The sequence below is a fragment of the Terribacillus sp. 7520-G genome (assembly GCF_002271665.1).
GTDB lineage: Bacteria > Bacillota > Bacilli > Bacillales > Amphibacillaceae > Terribacillus.
On sequence record NZ_NQFP01000043.1, the window covers coordinates 15,982 to 40,176 of the forward strand.

Consider the following 24,195-nt stretch of genomic DNA (forward strand, 5'->3'; position numbering starts at 1 on the left):
TTTAGGAAGGATGTTTTAATTATGAAAATAGATGATACCGACAGGAGAATTTTGGCGGAGTTGATGACGAATAGCCGCCTGTCCATGAGTGAACTGGGCAGGCGGGTGAATCTGTCTTCGCCGTCCGTCACAGAACGGGTCCGGCAGATGGAGACCTTCGGGGTGATCAAAAAGTATACACTGGAAATCGATTATGAAAAGCTGGGTCAGCCAGTGCAATGCATCATCGAAGCCACGATGAAAAATGGCAATTACAAAGGGTTCAAAGCCCATATCGCTTCTTTGGATAATGTCGATTTCTGTTATCGGATTGCGGGCAATGCCTGCTTTATGCTGAAGATGCGTTTCGAAAGCTTTGCGCAAGTGGAGGAGTTCATCGATTCGATCGCGTCCTTTGCAACGACCGTGACACATTTCATTTTTTCGCAGGTGGAAATCAATCCACATAAACAAAGAGCAGACTGAGGCGTCTGCTCTTTGTCCGTTACCGAAACAGATGGTTCAGGAAAGTCTCCACCCTTCCTAGGTCTGTCAGTTTTTCATTACAGCTTAAGCTGTCCTTGCATATATAATTCCCTCTATTCACATAGGTCTCTTTCCCGCTCTTGACCCTTGTGACGAACAAGCCCACGTCTCCGAGGCTGTTACACAATGAACAAATCCCTTGTGTACTGCTGTTATCGAAAACGCCGGAAATGCCTTTCAGCTTGCCTTGATATTCCACAATCAAGTGCTGCTTGTGTGCCCTTGTGTCGAACCAGCCGATATACGACAGCCTCTGGAAATCCAGGTCATCCAAATCCGGCATCTGCAGCTTCTTCGCTTTCGGGAATAGCTTCTCCACGGTTTTCTTCGACACTTTCCGAAATGGGATGACGAACTGCTTCAGCTCTGCCAGGAAGACTTCTGCTTCCATTTCATCCTCTATTTCCAAAAGGCGGTTAAGAAGCATTTCCTGTGCATCGGTCATTTCCCCGAGCAGCTCCTCCACTTTCGAAAAGGCATTCATTTTCACTCCATCGAGTGTATCCGCGTGGTTCACCGTAGCATGGGCGCTGATGATATGGGACACCTGCTTTGCGATGAAGTTATATTGATCATTCCGAATAAATGCTTGTTCTGTGTTTTTCCGTTTATCCATTTCCTGTTAGCTCCCTTATCTTTTTAATCTATTTCAGATAAGTGCAAAGCCCGGACAGAAAAGGGTGCATTGGCGATTAGTAAACAGTCCCCTCACACAAAGTATCGCCTTTCCCAATAGGCTTTGCATGAGCTGTTACAAATTCTGACGCATGAGCATTCCTCTCAATTGCCATCAGGTATCACCTCCGCTCCCAGAATATCCAAGAAAGAGCATGACTGCAACAGTTGACGTTATAAAAAAAACCTATTGCTGATGCGCAATAGGTTGGTATGTACTATTTATTCCTCGTATTCTCCTCGATTTGGCGCAATAATTTTATCACGTAGTAAATGGCGGGGAGAGCGACAAGGTACAAAATAATTTCGATGTAAGTAAGAATCAAGTCAAGTAAGCCAAACATATAAAACTCCTTTGTATGAGAACCAATGCACTTAGGTACCAAATAAAGCGAGGAACCAGCCTCTACGATTGGTTCCTCGTTTTTGTCACATAGCAAGAAATGGACTGCACCTTCGCATTCTTTCCTGCACTTGCAAAAGTAAAAATAAGTGCAAATGCATACGACTGTGTATCCATCTTGAAAAAGCCATTCACGGCTCCTTGCTTACCGTGGGTGAAAGCATTGGCAATATGTACTGCTGTGACACCCTCTAGAGAAGAAAGCATTGGCACGATGGTGGCACTTCCAATATATGCTTCCGCCCCGGCTATTTCCAATTTGCAATCAGGAGCAAGTAGTTTCTCTAACTGTTGGTACTGTTGTTGGAATGCGGCAATCGTCAGCTGACGGATAAGCTCGCTTTTAGGAGAGTTGCCACATGATGCTATGCCTGTCACCTGTAGATTTGTCATAAGTACCTGCTTTCTTAAGAAACGATGATTTTCCGTTGCAATGCTCTTGTGACGATACGCTGATAAGCTTGTCGTTGAGGATTCTTGGCAAGCTTTTTACCATTCAGCTTCCCTATCACCTTTCGGACATCTTTATCATAGATGAGCAAATCACGGTATGGCTGCTGTTTCAGATATTGCTGGAACCATTCTGTTTTTCGCAGTTGTTCGATATTGTGCTGGATATCGTCTTCTTCATAAGTACCTGTCAAAGAAGACAGCAGCATAAGATTGAATACATCTAAAAGTAAGACCATCATATATCCTCCATTCTTTTCCTCATAAAGGAAAGTATACTAATTGTACGAAAAACAACGCATGAAGTTGCATTATTCAGCAAAAAACCTACTGCTTGATGGCAGTAGGTCATAAAATCTTTAAGAAGCAACCGGCTTCGTCGGTGTTCTCGGTGTATGTTTTGGATAGTGATTTCTTAAATATGGCAGCACCCAGCGGTCGAGTCCATAGCGTCCGGCATTGGCTCCAGCGACTAGTAAGAAGATCGTAAGCAAGACCATCTGTGCATTTGTGCTCACAGTGCCGCTGAAAAGGAAGGCGAAGTTCATCGTAATACCCATGAGGGCGGCGAAATTGGTAAAGACTCCGAGAATGAGTGCCATTCCGACAAGGATCTCTCCCCACATGACGAGGAAGCTGAACAGCCCGGCATTCGGCAAGGCCACCTGTTCCAGGAAGACTGCCCACCAGCCTTGTACCGCCGGATGCTCACCGCCTGCCTGTGCAATCGCTCCTTGCAGGAAGCCGCCAGCATCGAACCCACCGCCCGTCAGTTTGCCGAGTCCGCCCGTAAGCCACGTATATCCTAGATAAATCCGGATAATCGCCCAAAGCCCTGCAGCCGTTTTGCTGCTTCGAATCCACTTTATGATCATTTCCTTCCACACTCCATCCACGAGAATAGTTTGTTAAACATTTCACATATTAGATTGAGAGGGATCAGCGCTTTTCCTTCTACATTTGTAGTATAAACGAGAAGAATGGATTGCGCTTATTATTATGATCATTTTCACAAATCAGCAATAACTCTCTTACAGTTTTGTGACTTTGGATAAAAAGCGGTTTCAACATTGTAAATACGGTGCTGTTATATCCCCTTGACTTTGAGTCGACTCTAAGGTGTAGCGTAAATAATGAAGATACTGAATGAATTGCAGGAAGGGGAATTTTAAATGGCAGAAAAACAAACAGCAGGACGGGATTTGTTGGGGGCTTTCGCTCCGAAATTCGCTGAACTGAATGATGATGTCCTTTTTGGTGAGGTCTGGTCAAGGGAGCAGGAGTTATCACCACGCGACCGCAGTTTGATCACTGTTTCTGCACTGCTTGCGGGTGGAAATATGGAACAGCTCACCCCTCATCTCCAGAAAGCAAAAGCAAATGGCTTAATGAAAGAAGAAATTGCTGAAGTCATCACACATCTGGCCTTTTATGCCGGATGGCCGAAAGCTTGGTCAGCATTTCATATAGCCAAGCAAGTTTATGATGAAAATGAGAAAGAAGGATAACATATGACAACAACGAATGTAAGTAAGACCGATTGGCTGGAACCTGTTGACGAAGAGCGGTACAGCAAGCTGTGAATGGCATCGGCGGACAAGGAGAATGGACGATGGCATATCGTATAGGGGAATTGGCGAAACTTACGGGGCTAAGCGAGCATACCTTGCGTTTCTATGAAAAAGAAGGCTTGCTTGTGCCAAAACGGAATAGTGGCAATATCCGTGTCTACTCAGAAGATGACCGGCTCTGGACCGAATTCATCGTGCAATCGTGCATATGAAAGGGACCGGTATGTCACTGGAGGATTTGAAAAAATACAAAGAGCTTCGGGAAGCAGAAAGTGATGACTACGAGGAATTAGTCGCTCTTTTGATCCGGCATAAAGAAAATGTCGAAGCGAAGATTGCAGCGTATCAGCGCAATCTGGATCTGATGAACAAAAAAATAGCCATGTATACACAATATATAGAGGGCAATGAAGACAAGGATTTGTATGAGCGATTTGCGGAAAATAGAAGTACACATAAATAGCCTTTGCACATGACGATTTGGATGGCTGGAGAACCATGATGTCCTCCTTGACGACATTACCCATCAGCAAAAAAAGTGGAGAGATATTGATTCTCCCCACTTTTTTGGTTACATGCCCGGTAATCCTTCCGGTGCTGATGAGAAATGAAAAATGCGTCGTCCCTCTTTTCAGCCTGTTCCAGACTAGGAATCAGGTTACTCTTTTTACACGGTCTTTCTTTGCCTTTCATCTTCCTGTTCACGTTCCACCCAATAGTCCGCATTCTCGATATTGACCTGCGAAGGACGGAACACGGGATCAAGCCCTTGCTTCCTTTGCGCCTTATAGTCCTTGAGCGCTGCCACCGTCGGTTTATACAGCAGGATGACAGCGATTAAGTTTACCCAGACCATCAAACCAAGTCCTATATCCGCCAATGTCCAAGCCAATGTAGCCGTACGGACCGTACCGAAGAATATCGCTGCCAGGAATAACACTTTCAAAATATTGGAGAAAATCTTCCTCGATCTCCCTCTGACAATATAAAATAGATTCGTCTCCGCAATATAGAAATAAGCAACCAATGTGGTAAAGGCAAAGAAAAATAGGGAAATGGCTACAAACGGCGATCCGAATCCTCCAAGTACTTCATCCACGGCTGCCTGCGTATATCCTGCACCTGCTTCCATTCCATCCGTATAATCGACGATATAGCCTCCCTCTGGATCGGTTACACTGTAATTGCCTGTCATCAGTATCATCAATGCGGTCGCTGTACAGATGAGCAGCGTATCGATATAGACGGAAAAGGTCTGCACCAACCCCTGCTTTACCGGATGGGATACTTCAGCCGCTGCCGCTGCTTGGGCTCCGGTTCCCTGCCCTGCTTCATTGGAATATAAGCCTCGTTTCACTCCCCAGCTTATGGCAGCTCCAATCATACCGCCAAACGCGGAGTCGACACCGAAAGCACTGCTGAAAATAAGTGCAAATGTACTTGGAATCTGCTCGATATTCGCAATAATGACGATAGCAGCTACGATTAGATAGAATAATGCCATGATCGGGACAGCATAGGATGCCAAGAAGGCGATTCTGCGGACACCGCCAAAGATGACATAACCTGTGATGGCAACCAAGGCAATTCCAGTAATCACCGGTCCGATGCCGAATGCATTATTCATACTGTCAGCTATTGCATTAGCCTGCACTCCCGGAGTCAAAAGACAGGTGGATACAGCCGCGACCACCGCAAAAATATAGCCGTACCATTTCCATCCAAGCCCTTTCTCCGCATAATAAGCTGGTCCGCCGCGATACTCGCCATCTACTTTCTTTTTATAAATCTGGGCAAGCGTCGACTCCGCAAAAGCAGCCGCCGACCCGAAGAAAGCAATGAACCACATCCAGAATACGGCTCCCGGTCCTCCTGCCGCGATGGCAGTCGCAACACCAGCTATATTCCCTGTACCGACTCTTCCGGATAGTGCGATGACCAGCGATTGAAAGGGCGAAACGCCTGATTCGGAACTTTTTCCGGTAAATGTGTGCACAACCATGTCCTTCAGATATCTGACCTGCAGCAAACCAGAAGCTATCGTATAAACGCCCGCAACCACCGCTATGAAAATCAGCATCGGCACACTCCATAAATAACCGCTTATCGACGTCAAAAAAGCTTCAAATCCCAATAGGATACCTCCTGAAAAAATGTATTTGAGATGGAATATATGTTCATTATGTCCAAAGGCTCGGTAAGATGCATGGAAGTTGTAAGGTTATATGACTATAATTTTGATTATTCAGAAAAATATCGTCATGCCTGACGAAGAAAATGGATCTCTGACAGCTCCTTTTCTTTCTTTGCAATAAAATGACCCAAGCTCCCCAGTGTTGGGCTTGGGTCATCCGTATCCTGGCTTTCCTTTGTACAGCTTATCGAAACGTATCATGTACCGGATCAAATATATCCTCTGCTGCCGACCGTACGACAGAGAAATTATCAGCATTGAAATGTCCATGAAAAGCATTAGTCGCCTGCTTATCGAATACAAATAGGCTGGCGGCTCCTGCTTTGTGTGCTTTACTTATGACGATGTTGATTTGCTCAATCAGATTCTCTTTGCGATAGACAGGTCTCTCCCCTGCACCGCCTTCAATCAGTGCCTGTTGCACATCAATGATCAGCAGTGCCTGCTTCAAGAGCATCTCCCCTGACTGTATGCTTGTCTTTTCCTCTCCATGATGAATCGCCTTGGATGGCTACAGTATACGGTAACATGGACGGGAATGGGAGAGCATTCCTTAGAATTGCAGCTCCTTGCTCCGCCAGAGATAGGTCTGGATCAGCTGATTGGTATCCTCCAAATCCTTCACTGAAACGACCTGTGTCGTCTGGTCGAGATGCTCGATCGGGATATTCAGGATGCTTACCGGCGTTTTAGTGGACAGTTTCTTATACCGATGACGGAACAGGAATTCCAGTTGGAATGGGATGTCATGTGCAATGGCCAAATCGACCAGCTGATTTTTCAGGGTCTGATTGATTGGTATCGTCTTATCTGCCACTTTGATTGCGACACCGCTTCCCAGTTCGATTGCTCCCCGGCTTTTATGAGCGATTCTTTGCTGGGGGACGGACCCGATATAAAAGGCAGCTTCCCCTTCTAGCTGATTGGCAAGATGCTTCTTATTATGGAAAGGAAAGAAGATGATGGTGATGTCCCCTTCCGCTGTATCCCATTGCTGCAGAAGATTGATTGCAATTGCCGGTGCAATCTTATTATCCAGCCCTTTCCCGACGACGCGGCCGCTCACTTCGTCACCAAGATACAGGAAGTCATCGAATAATGTCACATGATTGCCTGGTTCCACCCCCATTTCACGTGCATCATGCTCGGTATTGGCCCCGATATCGATGACAGCGGCATGCTGACCTGCTTCACCTGCCATGACCACTCCGCACAGCAATCCATTCTTTGTCTCTACCTGGACCGATTGCCCTTGCGCATACGTCAACGAAAAATAATTCGCGTCTGCTACAAGCGCCCCTGACTCGGTGATCGATGTCACCACATAGATTTCTTCCTTCACCTCTGCCAGCAAGGTGATTTTTGGCGTATACTTTTCTCCATATTTACGGACAATAAGATTCCCCCGTCTGTCGAAGTGCATCTCATCCGCAAACGGCGTGATCTTATCGACGATTTGTGAAACAAACGATTGATTATACCCTTTGTACTTGGATAATTCCCGGATCAATTCAAACATGTTGCCTTCCCCTTTCGTATAGGCAGCGGGACAAATACAAAAGCCTCTCGGACAAGATGCGTCGAGAGGCTTCCTCTATTCATCTTATCTGCCGGTTATGAACCGATGGAATTAGCACAGTGTCTGTCGTCAGACCTGCTGCTGAGGCTTCGCAGGGCCATATCCCTCCACCTCTCTGGATAAGAAACATATACAGTTTTCAGAAAGTGTATCATTCCATTCAATGATTGTCAATATATCTTATCGGTATACTCAGGATAACTGGATGCAGGGAAAACCTATAAACCAAAGTAATAAAAAACAGCTGAAATTGTAATTAATAAAAAATTCTCTTCGGCTTGCAATATAAAAAATGAAACAAATAATGGATATTCAAATACTCTTATGCATCAAAAAAGCCACCAATAGGTGACTCAGTTATTCTCCAATTCTTCTATTTCTTTCTTTACTTGATTGGCTTTCTTAGATACAACCCAACTAATGATAGTCAGGATTACAGTTACTAACATGAGAATATCGCTAATTGTCTGTGATGTACTTCCAAATGGATAATCCCGAAGTAAGAGATACAACACCAGAAATATACCGAACCAATACTTAGATATAAAATCCCAGATTTTCATAGCTGCCTTCAACCCCTTTGTAATATTTTATTATATTACATAATTTTGGATAATGGAAGCTGACGATTATGGCGTTACAAACCCCATAGGACTTTACACTTATCCATTTAGCAGCATTGGATTGATCATTACAATAAAACCTCGGGCAATCACGCTGTCCGAGGTCCCTGTATCATGTAGCCGATTCATATGGATAGTCAGCCGGCATCCAGCTGGCACCGATACCGCCCCGTCCAAAATGAATTGCCATGACGGAGCTTATTTCGTTGCTGATGAAGACTTCTGCTTTATCACCGAATGCTTCCATTGCTTCCTTTAACTCAGCGGCAAGCTCGGTGGAATTCACATGTGTTATCCGGACAACCTGTTTCCCGGATTGCTCGATATTATGTCGTAATTTTTCCAGCATCCACTTCAGCAGGCGTTTCTTCGTGCGGACCTTACCCATGACTTCCAGCTTCGCTTCCTCAAAACCGACAATCGGTTTTATATGCAGGAGGTTTCCGATCCTGGAGGCTGTTTTCGAAATTCGGCCGGTACGCACCAGTGTAGTCAGGTCATTTATCGTAAGGTAGAGCTGGCTGTGGGAACGGTAAAATTCAACCGCCCTCAATATTTCATCGAAAGCTTCCCCTTGCTCCATGAGCTGGCACACTTTGATGACGATATTTTCTGTACCGATGGAGGCAGTATTCGTATCAATGACAGTGATCCTCCCGTCAGCGCCTTCGATTGTATCCCTGGCAATACGGGCGGAATTGACGGTACCGCTTACATTCTCTGTGCAGTGCAAGCTGATGATAGCATCATATTCTGCCAGCAGTTCTTCATAAAGCTTTACAAATACCTCTGGTGACGGCAGGGAAGAAGAATATGCAGCCCCCTGATCAATGAACCGAAATAGCTGATCATTGGTGATCTCTTTTAAGTCAGCATAGGACTTGTCATCAATAATGACATGTAAATGGGCGTAATATATAAAAGGATATCGCTGTAAATCCTCTTCTCTCAGGTTCGTGAGACTGTCTGTCACAATTGCAATTTTCATTTGTTCACCTCTAGTTTCAGTATAACGGGTATATAGGATAAAGATACAAAAAAATGCAGGAAATTATTCATGCATTCCAGCTGCCGGATGCAGCTTCCCGTTTCCAAGCAAAAAAGCTGCCGAGTGATCGGCAGCTTTTGCTCATTCAGGTGCTGTTTCATGTGATGGAGTAGTCAAATCAACTTCCTCCAATTTGTACACCTTCGTTTTCTTTTTGACTTTATAGATGATCCAGCAAAGCAGGAAGACCGGAATACCGATGTAGGATGCGATCAAGCTGCCCCAATCGATGCCGTCTGCTGTGAAAGCAGAGAAACTTTGGCCGATTATGACGATGACACATAGCACAAAGGCTAGTATCGGTGCGGCTGGATAGAATTTAGCTGTATATGGCAGATCCTTGATATCGTTTCCTTGGGCAAGGTATGCTTTACGGAATCGGTAATGACTGACAGCAATACCGACCCAGACGATGAAGCCTGCCATACCGGATACGTTCAAAAGCCATGTATACACGACACCATTCCCGAAGAAGGATGTCAGGAAGGCTACACAGCCTACCGCCGTTGTGGCGATAAGCGCGTTTACTGGTACGCCATTTTTATTCAGCTTACCAAGGAATGCAGGTGCTTTCCCTTCTTTCGCCAAGTTCCACAGCATCCGTGTGCTCGCGTACATGCCAGAGTTACCGGCAGACAGGACAGCAGTCAGGATGACCGCGTTCATGACTGATGCTGCAAATGCGATTCCCGCTTTCTCGAACACCAGCGTGAACGGACTCAGACGGACATCATCACTTGCCAGGCTTTCTGTTGTATAAGGAATCAGCATCCCGATGACGAAGATAGCCAAGATGTAGAACAATAGGATCCGCCAGAAGACGGAGCGAATCGCCTTTGGAATGGATTTTCTAGGATTATCAGCCTCTCCCGCAGCTGCACCGAGCAATTCCGTTCCCTGGAAGGAAAAACCTGCTGCCATGAACACACCAAGCAAGGCTAGGAAGCCGCCATTGAATGGAGCATCTTCCACCTTGAAGTTAGAGAAACCAGGTGAATCCCCGCCGAGGATGCCAAAAATCATCAATACACCGACGATGATGAAGATAATTACGGTCACGACTTTGATCAAAGCGAACCAATACTCTGATTCCCCGAAGCCTTTGACGGAAATATAATTCAATAAGAACATGATGATAAGACTGATGGCACTCCAGATCCAAGATGGTGTATCAGGGAACCAGAATCCCATGATCAATGTTACGGCAACGAGCTCGGCTGCGATTGTGATGGCCCAGTTGAACCAATAGTTCCAGCCGAGTGCAAACCCGAACGATTCATCGACAAAACGAGATCCATATGTGCTGAAGCTTCCGGATACGGGCATGAATGCCGCCATTTCCGCCAAGCTTGTCATCAAGAAGAATACCATGCAGCCAATCAGCGCATATGCAAGTAAAGCGCCCCCTGGACCTGCCTCACTGATGGCTCCCCCGCTGGCCAGGAATAATCCTGTACCAATGGTACCGCCAAGGGAAATCATCCCTAGATGACGGGCTTTCAGTTCCCTGCGTAAGCCCTTTTGTTTCGTGTTGTTTCGATTGCCCACTTTCTTTTCCCCTCTCTGTTCTTGCACAGTTGCGCTATAGATACGAAAAAAGGCCGTCCCGGATAGCTTGCTCTATCCGAACGGCCTTTACTTATAAACAGCATCATTCTCACAAAGATAGCGCAACACGCCAGCTTTGCTACTGACGTGACAGTCCTGCCCCTATTCGAGTGCAGGCCCAGCCGAAGGATTGGAGAGCCCATCCGGCTTCGGCAGCTGTTCCTTTCCAGCCTGATCGATGATCTCCCCAGATCTCCCAGTCTGTACTTTTAACAGCCGCAACCTCTACCTCATCAAATGATGAGGATTTGTATGCAATTGAAAAACTCATTTAACTGTACTACACACTTCGGCTTATTTCAACAAGAAATTTTTTCTTCATGAAGAGACACGCACTAAAAGCGCATGTCCTTCTTTATCATATAAGCTGTCTCTTGCTGTTTCTGGCTCTTTTGTTGTGATCTTTGCTGCGCAGGGAAGGCATGATCCAGTTATCAATGCCGAACCGGCCAGCATTCGATCCGCCGATCAGCAGCACGATTGCCAGGACGATCATGATCAGATTTTGTGTAAAAGCCCCGCTTAATAGGAAGGAAATATTCATCAATATCCCCATCAGAGCTGCAAATCCCGTGAAAGCACCAAGCAAAAGCGCCAATCCGACAAGTGTTTCCCCCCACATGACAAGGAAGCTGAATATCCCAGCATTGGGCAGGACGACAGTTTCGAGGAAATCTCCCCACCAGCTCTGGATGACACCCGCCTCCAAACGTGCCAAGGCTCCCCGGACGAATCCGCTGGCATCAAAGTTTCCGCTCATCAGCTTACCCAAGCCCGCTGACAGGAATGTGTACCCAAGATACAATCTGATCACGAAGAAGACGACTGCTGCTCCCTTGCTTTGCCGTGATTTGCTGATCATTATTCCTTCCTCTCCCCTCGCTGCCAAGTTTGTGAACCGATGTGGATCGGCACTCCACAGCTTCAGTATAGGGGGAAAATTAGAAGATGGAATATTTATACGAGAATTTTAATAGAATAGTAATAATTTTGAAAGATTTTTCCGGTTCACCTAGATTGGCACTGTATATACAGATTCCGCTTTTGCGATCCTTTAGAAATAGTAGGAAAGGCCTATCAAATGAAACAGCTTTACTGTATGGCAAGCCGATAATAATGATTTGCCTTCTCTTCTTCTCCTTTCAGCATGTAATATTCTGCCATGCGAAGGCTGTAATATTGCACACTGTCTTTCTCGCCAGTTGCTTCAAAATAGTCTATCCCCTGAGTCCATACTGCTTCAAAGCTGTCACGATCGACAAACTGCTTATGAAGCATAGCGAACGCCCACTGATAATGCACATCCCCCTCTTCCTTACTCTTGGCAAACCCCAGATGATAATAGTGCATGGCATCCTGGATGCGGTTAGCGCGGAAGCACGATTCTGTCAGATAGTAAAGACTCTTCATATAGTGCGTGCACGGATCGGAATGGACAGCTTTTTCGAAGTGGTTGACTGCTTCATCAAATAAATGCTGAACAAAACACAGCAATCCTAAGTTATGATGCACCATCGAGGTTAAATCCAGCGATGTTTCATGGGGTGCAGGCTGACAATCGAGCACCTCACGCAGATTACGTTCCGCTTGTTCGAAATTCCGTATCTCCATGTGATTCAATCCGAGCAGCAGCTTGCATTTAGCCAGATGCAGCTGTTGTTTATGAACTGCTGCAAAGCTCAGCGCTTTTGTTGTATGCAGTGCTGAAAGAGCTGGAATATAAGTCTGATAATACGCATTGGCCAGCTTATAGTAGAAATCCGCTTTCTCTTCTTCCTCCGTCATATAATTCTCTGCATACTCGTAATAGCGGATCGCTTCTTTCCATTTTTTCTTTTTAAAAAGAATCTGTCCTTTAAAATAATGATAAAAGTATGCATTCTGCCGAGACAATGAATGCCTCCGTGCTTCGAACTGCTCTAAAAGCTCCTCTGCAGTCCTCACTTCATTCCGCATTACCTGATAGCGTATATGCAGCAAATCTGCGGTAATTCGTTCTTCCTCCGATTCACTGGCATTTTTCATCGCATCGATTGTCTCTGCCAGAATCGCCGCTTCATTTTCTCTTTCCAGTTTCATCACATTATAGAAGTCATGAAGCAACTCCCCAAAAACCTTATCATCAACCGACAAAACCAGGCCCATGGTCACTTCTCCCCCCATTACAGATGCATCCTTATTTCATCATATTTTCCTGATCCTTTTTTATCAAAATTTTCTTTATATCTATTTCTCCATCGGTTGGGAATTTCCTCCTGTTTTGCAGAAAGCAAAAAAAGATTGACGGAATATCACCGTCAATCCTTTTATTTACTGCGTATAATTTTCTTGATTTCCGATAAATCGACTATTCTAGGCAGCGTTACAAGTCGATTATACGATTGATCTTTTACGAACACCTTTGTTGCGGATTCTTCAAGCAGCGTATGCAATACGTCTGGCTTATCGTCGAAATAATAATCAAGTCCCAATTCTTTGATGATATGCACCTTTTCTTGATCTTTCATACCGCAGAAGAACTGATTCTCCTTGACTGGAAAGCCTGTATCACGAAGCCAGTCCATCGTTCTTTCTCTATGCTCCTTCGGTCTGGAGGTAATATAGTAGATTTCATGACCGCCCTGCTCCAGTTCCTGCAATAGCTCGACTGCATCCGGAAACGGCGGGCACGCAGTATAATAGATTTCTTCCAAAGTGGCATTCCACATCTGGGAGCCTTGTTCATCTGTCAGCCCGAATGGTTCATGGATTTCGACTCGTTCCAGTTCATGAAATGCTTCGATTGGAATCTTTTGATTCAATTTCCTGTTATAAATATGGAAAGCATGCTCCCGCAAATTAATCAGTGTATCATCGATGTCAAAGCCGAATTTCATTGATTCTTTTCCCCTTTGTCATAGAGCGGATAGCCGATGAATTTGAAGTCTTGTCCGATTTTGATGACCTCCGTATCGGTCAGCTCCACTGCATCGGCCATCTTGGCAAAGCCCGTACCTTCCAGGAAAGTTGGTGCATCCTGTCCGCCGATTAATTTCGGGGCGAAGTAAAGGACGACTTTATCAATCAAGTGGTTTTCCAGGAAGGAGGCATGGATGCTCCCGCCTCCTTCAATCAAAACGGAAGAAACCAGCTGTTCACCCAATATCCCAGCCACTTCGTTTACGTCCACCCGGTTTGATCCGCTTGTCCGAAAGACTTTTATGCCTTGCGCCAGCAGCTCCTTCTCTTTTTCTTCATCCGCTTGCTGACTTGCGAAAATCCAAGTGTCAGCCAAGTTATCAGTGATCACCTTGGCATCCATCGGGATCCGCAAAGTGGAATCCAGGATGATCCGGATTGGATTCCGTCCATTCGGAATTCTGGCTGTCAGTTCCGGATCATCTTCTATAACCGTATTCACCCCGACAAGGATTGCCTTATTCTGACTGCGCAGCTGATGGACATCCTGTCTGGAAGCTGCCGATGTGATCCACTTGCTATCAAGCGTATGGCTAGCAATTTTACCGTCCAAGGTCGTGCCTGCTTTCAGCGTGATAAAAGGTTTCTTCTCGACGATGAACTTATTGAAAACCTCATTCATCCTGCGGGATTCTTCCTCGCGGACGCCGATGATCACCTCAATACCGGCTTCCTCAAGAATTTTCACACCGTTGCCAGCCACCAATGGATTCGGATCCAGCGCGGCAATGACTACTCTCTTTAATCCGGCCTCTTTGATAGCCACTGCACAAGGCCCCGTCCGACCATGGTGGGAACAAGGCTCGAGCGTGACATAAATCGTCCCGCCCCTCGCTTTCTCTCCCGCCATCCGAATGGCATGAATCTCGGCATGCGGTTCCCCGGCTTTCAGATGGGTACCGATACCGACAATGCGGTTGTCATTCACAATCACCGATCCTACCAGCGGATTCGGATCCGTTTGCCCTTTCATCGCCTTGGCGTTTTGCAAGGCCAAGTCCATATAGAAAGTGTGATCAGTCATTGCTGCAGATCTCCTCATCACCAAGGTGACCGGATCGGGCGATTTTCGTCTTCAGATATTTCTCGTTGAATTCCGATACATCCCCCCATAATGCCGACCGTCCGGAAAGCTCCATTCCTGCCTGCTCCATGGCAGCCAGCTTACGCGGGTTATTCGTCATGAGTGTAACAGGCTTCGTACGGAGTGTCTTCAGCACTTGAATCGCATCGGTATAATCCCGGGAATCATCCACAAAGCCAAGGCTTTCATTCGCTTCCACTGTATCATATCCATTTTCCTGAAGGATGTAAGCCATAGCTTTGCTGAATAAGCCTATTCCGCGTCCTTCATGATTTGCCAGGTAGAACAATGCACCTGTGCCATGCTCCACGATCCTCTGCATGGATTGCTTCAGCTGGAAGCCGCAGTCACAGCGCTTGCTGCCAAAAATATCGCCGGTATGGCAAATGGAATGCATCCGGATCAAAGCATCCTCGGCCTCGGCAAAATCTCCATACACCAAAACACTGGACTGCTGCATTTCCGCCAGGTTCATGTCAGATAGCTTTTCGATGATTTTTTCATAGTCCTCGGCCACTTCATCGCAATTCAGCCAGCAGTACCATTGGAAAATGACTGTTTCCCCGTAAAGGTTCACAGGCAGTTTGATTGGTCCGACAAGATAAATCGCTCCTTCAGCTGTGGGTATAAGTTCAATTTTATCTTTTAAGATCGAAACGGCTTTCGATTCTAATTTCATATCTGTCATCCATCTTTCTCCTTTTTTATCAGTGTGTGTTAAATAACTGAATTTATGTAGGGCCCAGTTCCGCCCATCATCCTCTGGTCAAAAACAACTTCTTCCATCATAGTATGGCAAACAGCGTCTTGGAAGTAGGCACATATTGCTTATTCAGTATAAAAAAGATACCAGACTCTCTAGTCCTAACTATACACCGTCTGAGGAAAACGGAAAATAAAAAGGCTCCGCTTCTTGATGAAGCTGGAGCCTTACTCTATTGGCTGAGTGAAGTCAATTTATAAGGCAAGATCCTCCCCAGGTCCATCAGGGTGATTTCTACCTGATAGCCTATTTTCCCGGCACTGAAAATGATGGTATGGAAATCCGAAGCACTTTCATCCACCACGGTATGGAAAACCTTCTTCATACCAATCGGTGAACAGCCTCCGTGTACATAGCCCGTAAGCGGCAGCAGCTCCTTTGCCGGGAGCATCCGGATCGATTTCTCCCCTACACTGGCTGCAGCTTGCTTCAAATCCAGCTCCTTGGGGACAGGGATGACAAATACATAGTGCCGACCCGATTTACCGACCGTCACAAGTGTTTTGAACACCTGAGCCGGATCCTGCCCCAGCACCTCCGCCACTTCTGTTCCGCTAATGGCTCCTGTATCGGCATAGCTGTGCGATTCGTATGGTATTTTCCGTTGATCAAGCAAGCGCATGACATTGGTTTTATGATCCATGGATTGCATTCCTTTCTTCTTGGATGATCAGAACCTTTTCACGACAAATAATCCTGCTGTCATGAGAAAGGCAATCACTCCTCCGTATACGGCAAGCCACCCGAGCTCGATCGTATTGCAGCCTACCCCAATAAGTACGAGCAACAGACTCCCTGACAGAAATGATATAACGAAGAAGGCAGCCAGCAGATAATCTTTCATCATCCGGAAGGTGCGTTCATCCATATCAGGCTCTCGCCGCTTACGCTTGAACCAGCTGAGCATCATTGGCAGGCCAATTCCCCCGATGACTCCTGCCAGGATGATGAAGAGCAAGCCATTTCCCGATGGAAGCTGTTCCTCCGCGAGCTCCCATCCAAGCCATAAGCCCGCGAAACAGCAAAGCGTGATAAAAACATAGATCAGCAATTCGTAGCGTTTCTTCATCTTTCGCATCCTACTCCTCCTCCAGATAAAAAAGCTGTTCCATAGGCACATCAAAGTATGCAAGCATGCGAAGAGCAAGCTCCAAACTGGGATTATACTTCCCTTTTTCGATCGCATTGATCGTTTGACGGGTAATAGCCAAATCCTCTGCCATTTTCACTTGTGTAATCGATCGTTCCTGCCGTAGCTCTTTTACTCGGTTATTTACTTTCATCTGCAACCTGCCCATCCATGTGTAAAGGTACCTTTACACACAAGATATACCAAAAAAGACCAGATGTAAAGGATGCTTTACATCTGGTCTTTCATTTTATCTAAAAATGCCTTTACTTCCCGACTGCTTCTCAATTGGACGATCTGCTTGTCCTGTTCCAGTTGCGAAAGCTTATCCAGCAGACCCTGGCGTTTGTTCGCGGGAAATTCCCATACCCATTTCAGGAATTGGATATCAATTTTTTCCTTGCATCCTTCCTGCATATCAGGCCGCGAACGATTATGATACATCAGCCGTCTTTTCAGGACACGGTACAAACATAGGCATCGCGGCATATCCAGGAAAATGATCATATCAGCTGGTTTCAGCCGGATATCCAAGGTGCTGTCATAATTGCCATCGATGATCCAACCATCCTTTTTAACGAGCTGGGATTGAATCTCCCCCTGTTCTTCCTTGGAAGCGAGGATCCAATTCGGTTTCCAAAGTATCGCGTCCAAATGCCATACATCCAGATGCATTATCCGGCCGAGCATCCTAGCCAAAGTAGACTTCCCCGATCCAGGTGAACCGACTATGGCAATTTTGTTCATCCTCCCATTTCCTGCTCAAGCTCCGCTTCGGAAATGACACGGATGCCTGCTCTTCTGAACATGGAGGTTGTCACCCCTGCTCCCGCTTGCTTTTGCCCCTGGAAAGTACCATCGTAAATGACGGAGCTGCCGCATGACGGACTGTTTTCCTTTAATACGACCAGCTCCACCTTTTGCTCTTTGGCGATGGCTAAAGAGCGCGCTGCACCTTCTATGTACATATCGGTGACATCTGCACCCGACAGCTCGATGACTTTTGCTTTTCCATCCAAGACATCATACCCATTCCCGCCGATGATTTCAGCTGGTTCCCTTGGCGTCATAAAGCCGCCTAGCAATTCAGGGCATACGCTGATTGCTTTCTTCTGGGCAATCAGCTGTCCCACCATTGTATCCGTCGCAGGTGATCCATCATAGCGGACAGGCTTCCCTGCCAAACATGCACTTACCATTATCATAGCGATTCCCCCCTTATGCTTCTGGTTTTGCTGCACCTGCTAGTTCAAGACTGGCGCTATCCTTGCATCTCATCCCTCATTTTATCAAAGAATCTTCGGCATGATGGAAGAATCCTTTGACATAGAAACAAAAGAGGCCTCATCCTGAGGATGAAGCCTCTTTCATGACAGCAAATCATCTACCTTCTCTTTATATGGCCGGAAGTCGATTGAACCGTAAAATTGGCTGATCAGCCGAACAGGATCTCCAAAAAAGAAATATTCATATAAGGTCTCCCTTGTGCCGAAGGAGGACATGGCAAAATCCCAAGCCACCCGGAACAGCTTCACGCGATCCTTCCCCGGTTTCGTCGCACCCTGCAGATAATGATTCAATTCCATTCCTTTATCCGATTTGAACACCTGCACCGGCGGGATGCTCATCAGTCCGCTCGCCCCCAGCTGTTGGATCATCGGCGCAATCTCCATATATTTTCGGGCAAATATATTGGAAGCCACCTGGAGCGGCTTCAAATCCGGACAACATGCACCCCAACGATCAGGGGCAGCTCCTGCCTCCGCCTGCTGCAGCAGTGATTGAAGGACCTCCGATAGGATGAACAGCTTTGCTGCCTTCTCCCGCACATGATCATATTCCGCGATATTGATTTCCTCTATCAAGGATTGGATGAGGCCGATGATGAAATCCAGCTTTGCAATCCGCCGGATCAGCACCTGGTGTAAACCAAAGGGTGCGAAACTGCTCTCATTCTTGAAGCTGTTTGCCACTGCGACATTATCATAGTAGAAAATCCGCTCCCAAGGTATCAGGACTTTGTCAAACAGCACAATTGTATCCATCTCTTCATATCGGGCACTGAGCGGATGATCAGCTTTGCTTTTCCCGCCAGTGAAGGACTCCCGCGCTACGAAGGTCAGGCCCTCTGTATTACTCGGAATGGCAAATGCATAACACCTATCCTGCTCGAAGCCTGCGGAAGACATCACGACAAGCTCATCCGTAATTCCGCCTTGAGTGGCCAACAGCTTCGCCCCATGGATAATGATCCCTTCCGCATTGCGCCCGACGACTTTTGCGGCAATCGGATCGTCTTTCTGTTCAAAATAAAATCCCCCTCTGTTCACCTGGGGATCGATGAATGTATGTGTCATGGTCAGATCATGCTCTCGTACATATTCATAATAGCTTCGCAAATGAGCAGGGAAGCAATTTTCCTTCCCTTCCAATAACGAAGCGGAAGAAGCCAGCGCCATCAGGACTGTATTCATATAATCCGGGCTCCGTCCGATCATCCCGTGTGTCTTCTCCGCCCAGCACCTGATCATGCCGCTTCGCCGTGCCAAATCGCTGCTTGTTTCAGGCTTTAGAAAAGAAAGCCCATAAATCTCTCCGGAATCACGATCGGTATATGTCAGCTTATCAGCATATGCAGCATCATGCTGTAAATCATACAACCCCGCTTGTGTGCACATTACTCCTCGGAATGCAGCATGCTTGGAAAGAGGCTTATTGATGATCGTTTTGCCGCTAAGGACTTTATTGCCCATTGCATCGATTCCAGCAAGATAGTCCTCTCCAGTTCTCACAGCCATGCATTTCACCTCCGGCATTTTGTTACCCCGATTGGATGACCTGTTGTTCCCCTGCAGATACTAAAACATCATTCTCCCTTCCCTTTCTCTATCATTGTGCGCGCTGCCGCAAAGAAGACGATCAAAATGAAGATCCCGAAAGCAAACAGTATCGTAAACATGCGAAACCCTCCTCAACGAAGAATATTCCAAACGTTCACAAATTATTCAAAGCAAAGGTCTTGATAAAGTTTGTGAAGTATCGCACAATATAAATATAAAGAATGTGAAGTTATTCACATATTATAAATCTTATCAAAGGTGATGATCTACATGAAAAGAATCAATAAAGTAGCTTTAGTCGGTGCGGGATTCGTAGGAAGCAGTTATGCGTTCGCACTGCTCAATCAGAATATCGTGGATGAACTGGTGATTATTGATTTGAATGAGAATAAGGCGATGGGCGATGCAATGGATCTGAATCACGGTCAAGCATTTGCCCCTCGCCCGACAAAAATCAGCTATGGCACATATGCTGACTGCCAAGATGCCGATATCGTCTGCATCACAGCCGGTGCCAATCAAAAGCCCGGGGAAACAAGACTTGATCTGGTCAGCAAAAATGTCAAGATTTTCAAAGGTATTGTCGACGAAGTCATGGCTAGCGGCTTTGACGGTATCTTCCTGATTGCAACCAACCCAGTCGATGTGCTGACACATGCTGTCTGGAAATTCAGCGGTCTGCCAAAGGAACGTGTCATCGGAAGCGGTACGACACTCGACTCCAGCCGCCTTCGCTTCATGCTTGGCGAATACTTCGGAGTTGCTCCGCATGACGTACAGGCATATATGATTGGTGAACACGGCGATACCGAACTGCCTGTTTGGAGCCAAGCGACTATCGGGGGTGTGCCGCTTGCAGCGATGATGCAGACAGACAGCAGCTATAAGCAAGAAGATTTAGATGAGATCTATGTAAATGTCCGGGATGCAGCCTATCAAGTGATCGAGAAAAAAGGCGCAACTTACTATGGCATCGCCATGAGCCTCGCCCGCATCACACAGGCGATCCTCGGGGATGAAAAAGCAATATTGCCAGTAACCGCACATCTCGATGGAGAATATGGGGAGAAAGATGTCTACATCGGAGTTCCGAGCATTGTTGGCCGCAAAGGGGCACAGCAGGTCCTTGAGCTGCCTTTGGACGAGAAGGAGAAAGAACAGTTCAAGCATAGTGCCGGCGTCCTTCGAAATATCGCGGAATCTGCCTTTCAGACTGTGAACTGACCCAATTCCAACAGGAGGATGAAAATCATCCTTCCCATGGCAGGTTCAATTTCAACGTTTCAGATATAGAATCCTTATGGACGAATTGAAAGAGGAAGTACATGTAATAGAAGAATTATCTCCACTCCCTGGGGAAGCAAAAAATTTACGATCGCTGATTTAGACGGGAATGAATTGGGGTTCGTGGAGGAAAAGAATAGTTAAAAAGCCTGTCAGCAGCTGCTGACAGGCTTTTTGTCATTTCCAAATCCGACTGTATTTTTTCCTATACTTCTCATCTTCTACCGTCTGGATCAATTCCAGCGCCGTCTGTCTGATTCCTTCATCACCAAGCTGATCGTACAAATGCTTCATATTCTGGATGATATCGAATCGGATCAACGTATGATTCTTTTCATTTCTACCATTTACAAAGCGGTCTGCCATGCAGGACATGACTTTCCCTTTTAGGACATCATCGGCAAGCCCGACTTTCCAGATGGCTTGCAGACTATGCCTGGCGGTGACAAACTTCTCATCCTTCGTCACTTCCCAGAGCTTTGGCAGGTCAGTGAGCATTCTTTTTTCTGGATCGCTTTTCGCTAGATTGGCTAGATATTGAGCTGATCTGGATCGCTGATGATTATCTTTGTCCCTTAAACCTTCCAGCAAATCATCCCAGACCTCATATGCCCAGTCTACCTGTTTCCCTGTGGTTTGCAGGATATACAGATATGCTTCATAGCTTTCCTGCTTGTCCTTGGACCTGGATCTAAGAAATGCTTCTTTAATTCGGTCATCCATGTGCTTCCTCCTTATCTGCTTCATCCATACGATTCAGAATAACTTCAAAATCAAAAAGAACACGGGCGGGACAAGCAGCGCAGGCAGGAAGTTCATGGTCTTGAATTTCTTGATCCCTAGGATGCTCAATCCAGAAGCCATGATCAGCACGCCGCCCACGATGCTCACTTCATTCAGCAAATCGATATTCACGGTGCTTTCCAATGCCTTTGCCACCATATAAATCGATCCTTGCCATACAAAGAGAACACCAGCGGATATCGCTATCCCGAATCCGAAGGTGGAAGCAAGGACGAGTGAGGTTACGAAATCCAGCATGCCATTGGCCATCAAATAGGAATAATCCTTATGCAGCGCCGCTTCAACCGGTCCCAATATGGAAAGAGATCCAATACAGAACAGGAGGATGGCTGTGGATAGTCCTTCTGCCAAATTTGACTTGGAAAATTTCTTTACGAGATGGTTGAATCTTGCGTCCAAATCCAGACTTTCCCCGAGAATTGCTCCAATTGCCAAGCTGACGATGAAAAGAACGGAATACTTACTGGCCGGCAAATGCTCCACGATTGCGTTGGCCCCTAATGCCAGAGCCGCCAATCCCATGGCTTGGAGCAGGATTGTTTGATATCTATCCTTCATTCCCTTCTTGAATACGGTCCCAAGTGTACTTCCTATGATGATCATTGCTACATTGAATAATGTCCCAAACATAAACTTATCCTCCAAAACTGCAGTTGACTCTTTACTGCACTGTCTCACGTTTTCTCAGTGTGGCGCGGAATACTTTATCTTTTGATTCCTTTTCCACTGCCTGCTTGAACAAATGCTCACCCATCTCCTCAAGCGGTATATGCATGCTTGTGATTCCCATCATTTGTGCCATCGGATGGTCATCAAAACCGATGATGGCCAGCTTTTCCGGTATATGCATGCCAACTCTGCCGGCGCAGGTCATCACGCCTGCGGCGACTTGATCATTCGTTATGATGAGTGCGGATGGCGGATCCTCCAAGCGCCGGATCTGATTTACCAGTCTTTTTCCATCCTCGAAATATAACATCTTATCAAACACATAATCCAATCGGTATGGCAGCCCCTTCGCTGCAAGGAAATCCCGATAAGCCGCTGCTCGCTCCTTACTGCTCGTCCCGCCGAGCCTGCTGACAGAGTAACCTATTTTCCGATGTCCCGACTCATACAAATAGGCGAGTGCATCTTGAAAAGCCTGATAATGATCGATGTAAGCAGAAGAAAGTGTATCTCCATTCGCTTTTTCTCCTACAACAATCGGCCCATATTGCGTGTAAGATGTAATCAAGTCCAAATCACAACTCCGGGAGCAGATGATCAGTGCATCTATTTGTTTTTGCCGCAGCATGTGCAGGGCTTCCTTTTCCCTCTTTTCCTGGTAATCCGTCTGAATCAATACAAGTTTATAATTATGCTTGAATGCTTGCTTTGCTATTCCCTTCAATAGCTGCCCAAAATAAGGGTGATCCGAAAAAGGCAGTACGACACCGATCAGCTGCGTCTTGCCTGTTTTCAGATGTACCGCATTCACGTTTTTCTCATACTTGGTCTGCTTGATCGCTTCCAGCACTGCCTTCCGTTTCCCCTCACTCACATAAGGATGATCATTGAGCACGCGGGATACAGTCGTCACCGAAACACCAGCCAATTTGGCTAAATCCTTAATCGTCGCCATACGCTCTCCTTTATTCCACAGCTTTATCCTTGATAACAGTATAACGCTTACTTATTTCAAAAAAAACTTGACCTGATATCGTTTTCAGCACGTAACCTATGAATATGGGTACCGGGCATCGGAGCGTGATCCGTTCTGGCGGAGCGTGATCTGGTACCGGTACTTTTCCTCGATCAAAAAAGGCCGTACCGGCCTTTTTACTTTTACATGAGCTCCTTTATGTAATCATATACATTCTTCACAATCAGCACTGTCGTTACGACGATGAACAGGATCCGCACATAGCCGCTCCCCCGCTTGATGGCAAAACGCGAACCAGCGATGGAGCCGAAAATTCCGGATATTCCCATGATCAGCCCGACTGCATAGTGTACTTGCCCTAAAATGATAAAGAGGATGAGTGCTGCGATGTTGCTGCCGAAGTTCAGCAGCTTAGCGTTACCGGCTGCGTGCAAGAAGTCATAGCCTATGAATAGGAACGCAAACATGAGGAATGAGCCTGTGCCCGGTCCGAGAAACCCGTCATAAAAACCAATAAGCGCAAGGACAGCCGCGAAGATGAGCAGCCTTTTTGCCGTCAAGCGCTTAAAGGTCGAGACACTGCCCCAATCCTTTTTTATGATGGTATAAATCGCCACGGCAATCAGCATGACCAGCATAAGCGGCTTGAACAGTGACGGATCGATGATATGGACGGTCCAGGCGCCGAGCAGCGAGCCAATGAACGATAAAGGAAAATACTTCATGACCGATTTCAGTTCAAGATTGCCTGACCGATAGAACATAAGCGTGCTTGTAAATGACCCCATCGTCCCGGCCAATTTATTTGTCGCCACTGCAGCAGCAGGATTCAAGCCTGCAAACAGCAGCGCCGGGATGGTGATCAGCCCTCCCCCTCCCACTACAGAATCAATGAATGCGGCAAGAAATCCGAAAAGAGCGATAATTAAGATTGTGTCCAATTCCAATTGCATGAAGTCATTCCTGCCCTTTCTTTAAAAGATTTTATCAACCTCCTTATCTTAACATAAGG

Annotated in this window: 29 protein-coding genes and 2 riboswitches; of the genes, 5 read left to right on the forward strand and 24 right to left on the reverse strand. The window is 46.3% G+C overall.

What is annotated here, in order from left to right:
• Positions 1–21 precede the first annotated feature (21 nt).
• A complete protein-coding gene (locus CHH53_RS14555; RefSeq protein ID WP_095216863.1) occupies positions 22–465 on the forward strand; it encodes an Lrp/AsnC family transcriptional regulator in 444 nt (147 codons plus the stop codon).
• A 19-nt stretch (positions 466–484) separates the two neighbouring features.
• On the opposite strand, the gene CHH53_RS14560 is transcribed toward CHH53_RS14555, so the two are convergent.
• From CHH53_RS14560 to CHH53_RS14575, 4 genes are all read right to left on the reverse strand, one after another.
• Positions 485–1,141, reverse strand: coding sequence for a FusB/FusC family EF-G-binding protein (locus tag CHH53_RS14560; protein WP_095216864.1), 657 nt, complete (start codon positions 1,139–1,141; stop codon positions 485–487).
• Between the two features lie 465 nt (positions 1,142–1,606).
• The gene (locus tag CHH53_RS14565; RefSeq protein WP_095216865.1) at positions 1,607–1,996 is read right to left on the reverse strand and encodes a hypothetical protein; all 390 of its coding nucleotides are present in this window, start codon (positions 1,994–1,996) and stop codon (positions 1,607–1,609) included.
• A gap of 14 nt (positions 1,997–2,010) precedes the next feature.
• Positions 2,011–2,292: a hypothetical protein gene (locus CHH53_RS14570; RefSeq protein WP_095216866.1), complete on the reverse strand. Its 282-nt coding sequence runs from the start codon at positions 2,290–2,292 to the stop codon at positions 2,011–2,013.
• Positions 2,293–2,412: 120 nt separating this feature from the next.
• Entirely contained in the window at positions 2,413–2,928 is a 516-nt protein-coding gene (locus CHH53_RS14575; RefSeq protein WP_095216867.1) for a DoxX family protein, read from the reverse strand.
• Between the two features lie 297 nt (positions 2,929–3,225).
• Here CHH53_RS14575 and CHH53_RS14580 point away from each other — a divergent pair, with 297 nt between their 5' ends.
• From CHH53_RS14580 to CHH53_RS14590, 3 genes are all read left to right on the forward strand, one after another.
• On the forward strand, positions 3,226–3,561 hold the full coding sequence (locus tag CHH53_RS14580) for a carboxymuconolactone decarboxylase family protein (RefSeq protein ID WP_095216868.1): 336 nt from the start codon (positions 3,226–3,228) through the stop codon (positions 3,559–3,561).
• 104 nt (positions 3,562–3,665) lie between these two features.
• Positions 3,666–3,836 carry a MerR family DNA-binding transcriptional regulator gene (locus CHH53_RS14585; RefSeq protein WP_095216869.1) on the forward strand — a complete coding sequence of 57 codons (171 nt, stop codon included), beginning with the start codon at positions 3,666–3,668 and terminating at the stop codon, positions 3,834–3,836.
• A 26-nt stretch (positions 3,837–3,862) separates the two neighbouring features.
• Positions 3,863–4,087 carry a MerR family transcriptional regulator gene (locus CHH53_RS14590; protein ID WP_158221575.1) on the forward strand — a complete coding sequence of 75 codons (225 nt, stop codon included), beginning with the start codon at positions 3,863–3,865 and terminating at the stop codon, positions 4,085–4,087.
• A 204-nt stretch (positions 4,088–4,291) separates the two neighbouring features.
• On the opposite strand, the gene CHH53_RS14595 is transcribed toward CHH53_RS14590, so the two are convergent.
• The 16 genes from CHH53_RS14595 to CHH53_RS14675 form a co-directional block, all read right to left on the reverse strand.
• Complete coding sequence (locus CHH53_RS14595; protein ID WP_095216907.1) at positions 4,292–5,704, reverse strand: alanine/glycine:cation symporter family protein; 1,413 nt, start codon at positions 5,702–5,704, stop codon at positions 4,292–4,294.
• A 298-nt stretch (positions 5,705–6,002) separates the two neighbouring features.
• Positions 6,003–6,275: a cysteine hydrolase family protein gene (locus CHH53_RS14600; protein ID WP_369819896.1), complete on the reverse strand. Its 273-nt coding sequence runs from the start codon at positions 6,273–6,275 to the stop codon at positions 6,003–6,005.
• Positions 6,276–6,371: 96 nt separating this feature from the next.
• Entirely contained in the window at positions 6,372–7,337 is a 966-nt protein-coding gene (locus tag CHH53_RS14605; protein WP_095216872.1) for a hypothetical protein, read from the reverse strand.
• An 81-nt stretch (positions 7,338–7,418) separates the two neighbouring features.
• Positions 7,419–7,523, reverse strand: a riboswitch (SAM riboswitch).
• 609 nt (positions 7,524–8,132) lie between these two features.
• Positions 8,133–9,008, reverse strand: a complete 876-nt coding sequence (locus CHH53_RS14615; protein WP_095216874.1) for a DegV family protein — start codon at positions 9,006–9,008, stop codon at positions 8,133–8,135.
• Positions 9,009–9,149: 141 nt separating this feature from the next.
• The gene (locus tag CHH53_RS14620; protein WP_369819897.1) at positions 9,150–10,643 is read right to left on the reverse strand and encodes an amino acid permease; all 1,494 of its coding nucleotides are present in this window, start codon (positions 10,641–10,643) and stop codon (positions 9,150–9,152) included.
• A gap of 83 nt (positions 10,644–10,726) precedes the next feature.
• Positions 10,727–10,912: riboswitch (Lysine riboswitch) on the reverse strand.
• Positions 10,913–11,034: 122 nt separating this feature from the next.
• Positions 11,035–11,538 (reverse strand): DoxX family protein, encoded by a 504-nt coding sequence (locus tag CHH53_RS14625; protein ID WP_095216876.1) that lies wholly within the window; start codon positions 11,536–11,538, stop codon positions 11,035–11,037.
• Positions 11,539–11,768: 230 nt separating this feature from the next.
• A complete protein-coding gene (locus tag CHH53_RS14630; protein WP_143594505.1) occupies positions 11,769–12,821 on the reverse strand; it encodes a tetratricopeptide repeat protein in 1,053 nt (350 codons plus the stop codon).
• 161 nt (positions 12,822–12,982) lie between these two features.
• Positions 12,983–13,552 (reverse strand): 5' nucleotidase, NT5C type, encoded by a 570-nt coding sequence (locus CHH53_RS14635; RefSeq protein WP_095216878.1) that lies wholly within the window; start codon positions 13,550–13,552, stop codon positions 12,983–12,985.
• The gene (gene ribD / locus CHH53_RS14640; RefSeq protein WP_095216879.1) at positions 13,549–14,658 is read right to left on the reverse strand and encodes a bifunctional diaminohydroxyphosphoribosylaminopyrimidine deaminase/5-amino-6-(5-phosphoribosylamino)uracil reductase RibD; all 1,110 of its coding nucleotides are present in this window, start codon (positions 14,656–14,658) and stop codon (positions 13,549–13,551) included. Before ribD ends, CHH53_RS14635 begins: the two co-directional genes overlap by 4 nt.
• Positions 14,651–15,406, reverse strand: coding sequence for a GTP cyclohydrolase II (locus CHH53_RS14645; RefSeq protein ID WP_095216880.1), 756 nt, complete (start codon positions 15,404–15,406; stop codon positions 14,651–14,653). The genes ribD and CHH53_RS14645 overlap by 8 nt, the downstream gene beginning before the upstream one ends.
• Before the next feature lie 247 nt (positions 15,407–15,653).
• A complete protein-coding gene (ybaK, locus tag CHH53_RS14650) occupies positions 15,654–16,124 on the reverse strand; it encodes a Cys-tRNA(Pro) deacylase (RefSeq protein WP_095216881.1) in 471 nt (156 codons plus the stop codon).
• 27 nt (positions 16,125–16,151) lie between these two features.
• A complete protein-coding gene (locus CHH53_RS14655; RefSeq protein WP_095216882.1) occupies positions 16,152–16,559 on the reverse strand; it encodes a hypothetical protein in 408 nt (135 codons plus the stop codon).
• Between the two features lies 1 nt (position 16,560).
• On the reverse strand, positions 16,561–16,764 hold the full coding sequence (locus tag CHH53_RS14660; RefSeq protein ID WP_095216908.1) for a helix-turn-helix transcriptional regulator: 204 nt from the start codon (positions 16,762–16,764) through the stop codon (positions 16,561–16,563).
• 77 nt (positions 16,765–16,841) lie between these two features.
• Positions 16,842–17,357, reverse strand: coding sequence for a DNA topology modulation protein (locus tag CHH53_RS14665; RefSeq protein WP_095216883.1), 516 nt, complete (start codon positions 17,355–17,357; stop codon positions 16,842–16,844).
• Entirely contained in the window at positions 17,354–17,815 is a 462-nt protein-coding gene (locus tag CHH53_RS14670; RefSeq protein ID WP_095216884.1) for a 2-thiouracil desulfurase family protein, read from the reverse strand. Before CHH53_RS14670 ends, CHH53_RS14665 begins: the two co-directional genes overlap by 4 nt.
• Positions 17,816–17,977: 162 nt before the next feature.
• On the reverse strand, positions 17,978–19,408 hold the full coding sequence (locus tag CHH53_RS14675; RefSeq protein WP_095216885.1) for a 4-hydroxyphenylacetate 3-hydroxylase family protein: 1,431 nt from the start codon (positions 19,406–19,408) through the stop codon (positions 17,978–17,980).
• A 312-nt stretch (positions 19,409–19,720) separates the two neighbouring features.
• Here CHH53_RS14675 and CHH53_RS14680 point away from each other — a divergent pair, with 312 nt between their 5' ends.
• Positions 19,721–20,674 carry an L-lactate dehydrogenase gene (locus tag CHH53_RS14680; RefSeq protein ID WP_369819898.1) on the forward strand — a complete coding sequence of 318 codons (954 nt, stop codon included), beginning with the start codon at positions 19,721–19,723 and terminating at the stop codon, positions 20,672–20,674.
• A gap of 237 nt (positions 20,675–20,911) precedes the next feature.
• Here the strand turns inward: CHH53_RS14680 and CHH53_RS14685 are convergent, their stop codons facing one another.
• From CHH53_RS14685 to CHH53_RS14700, 4 genes are all read right to left on the reverse strand, one after another.
• Positions 20,912–21,457 (reverse strand): hypothetical protein, encoded by a 546-nt coding sequence (locus CHH53_RS14685; protein WP_095216886.1) that lies wholly within the window; start codon positions 21,455–21,457, stop codon positions 20,912–20,914.
• A gap of 33 nt (positions 21,458–21,490) precedes the next feature.
• Positions 21,491–22,168, reverse strand: a complete 678-nt coding sequence (locus CHH53_RS14690; RefSeq protein WP_095216887.1) for a DUF554 domain-containing protein — start codon at positions 22,166–22,168, stop codon at positions 21,491–21,493.
• A gap of 31 nt (positions 22,169–22,199) precedes the next feature.
• Complete coding sequence (locus CHH53_RS14695; RefSeq protein ID WP_095216888.1) at positions 22,200–23,162, reverse strand: LacI family DNA-binding transcriptional regulator; 963 nt, start codon at positions 23,160–23,162, stop codon at positions 22,200–22,202.
• A 203-nt stretch (positions 23,163–23,365) separates the two neighbouring features.
• Positions 23,366–24,136: a TSUP family transporter gene (locus tag CHH53_RS14700; protein WP_095216889.1), complete on the reverse strand. Its 771-nt coding sequence runs from the start codon at positions 24,134–24,136 to the stop codon at positions 23,366–23,368.
• Positions 24,137–24,195: the final 59 nt, after the last annotated feature.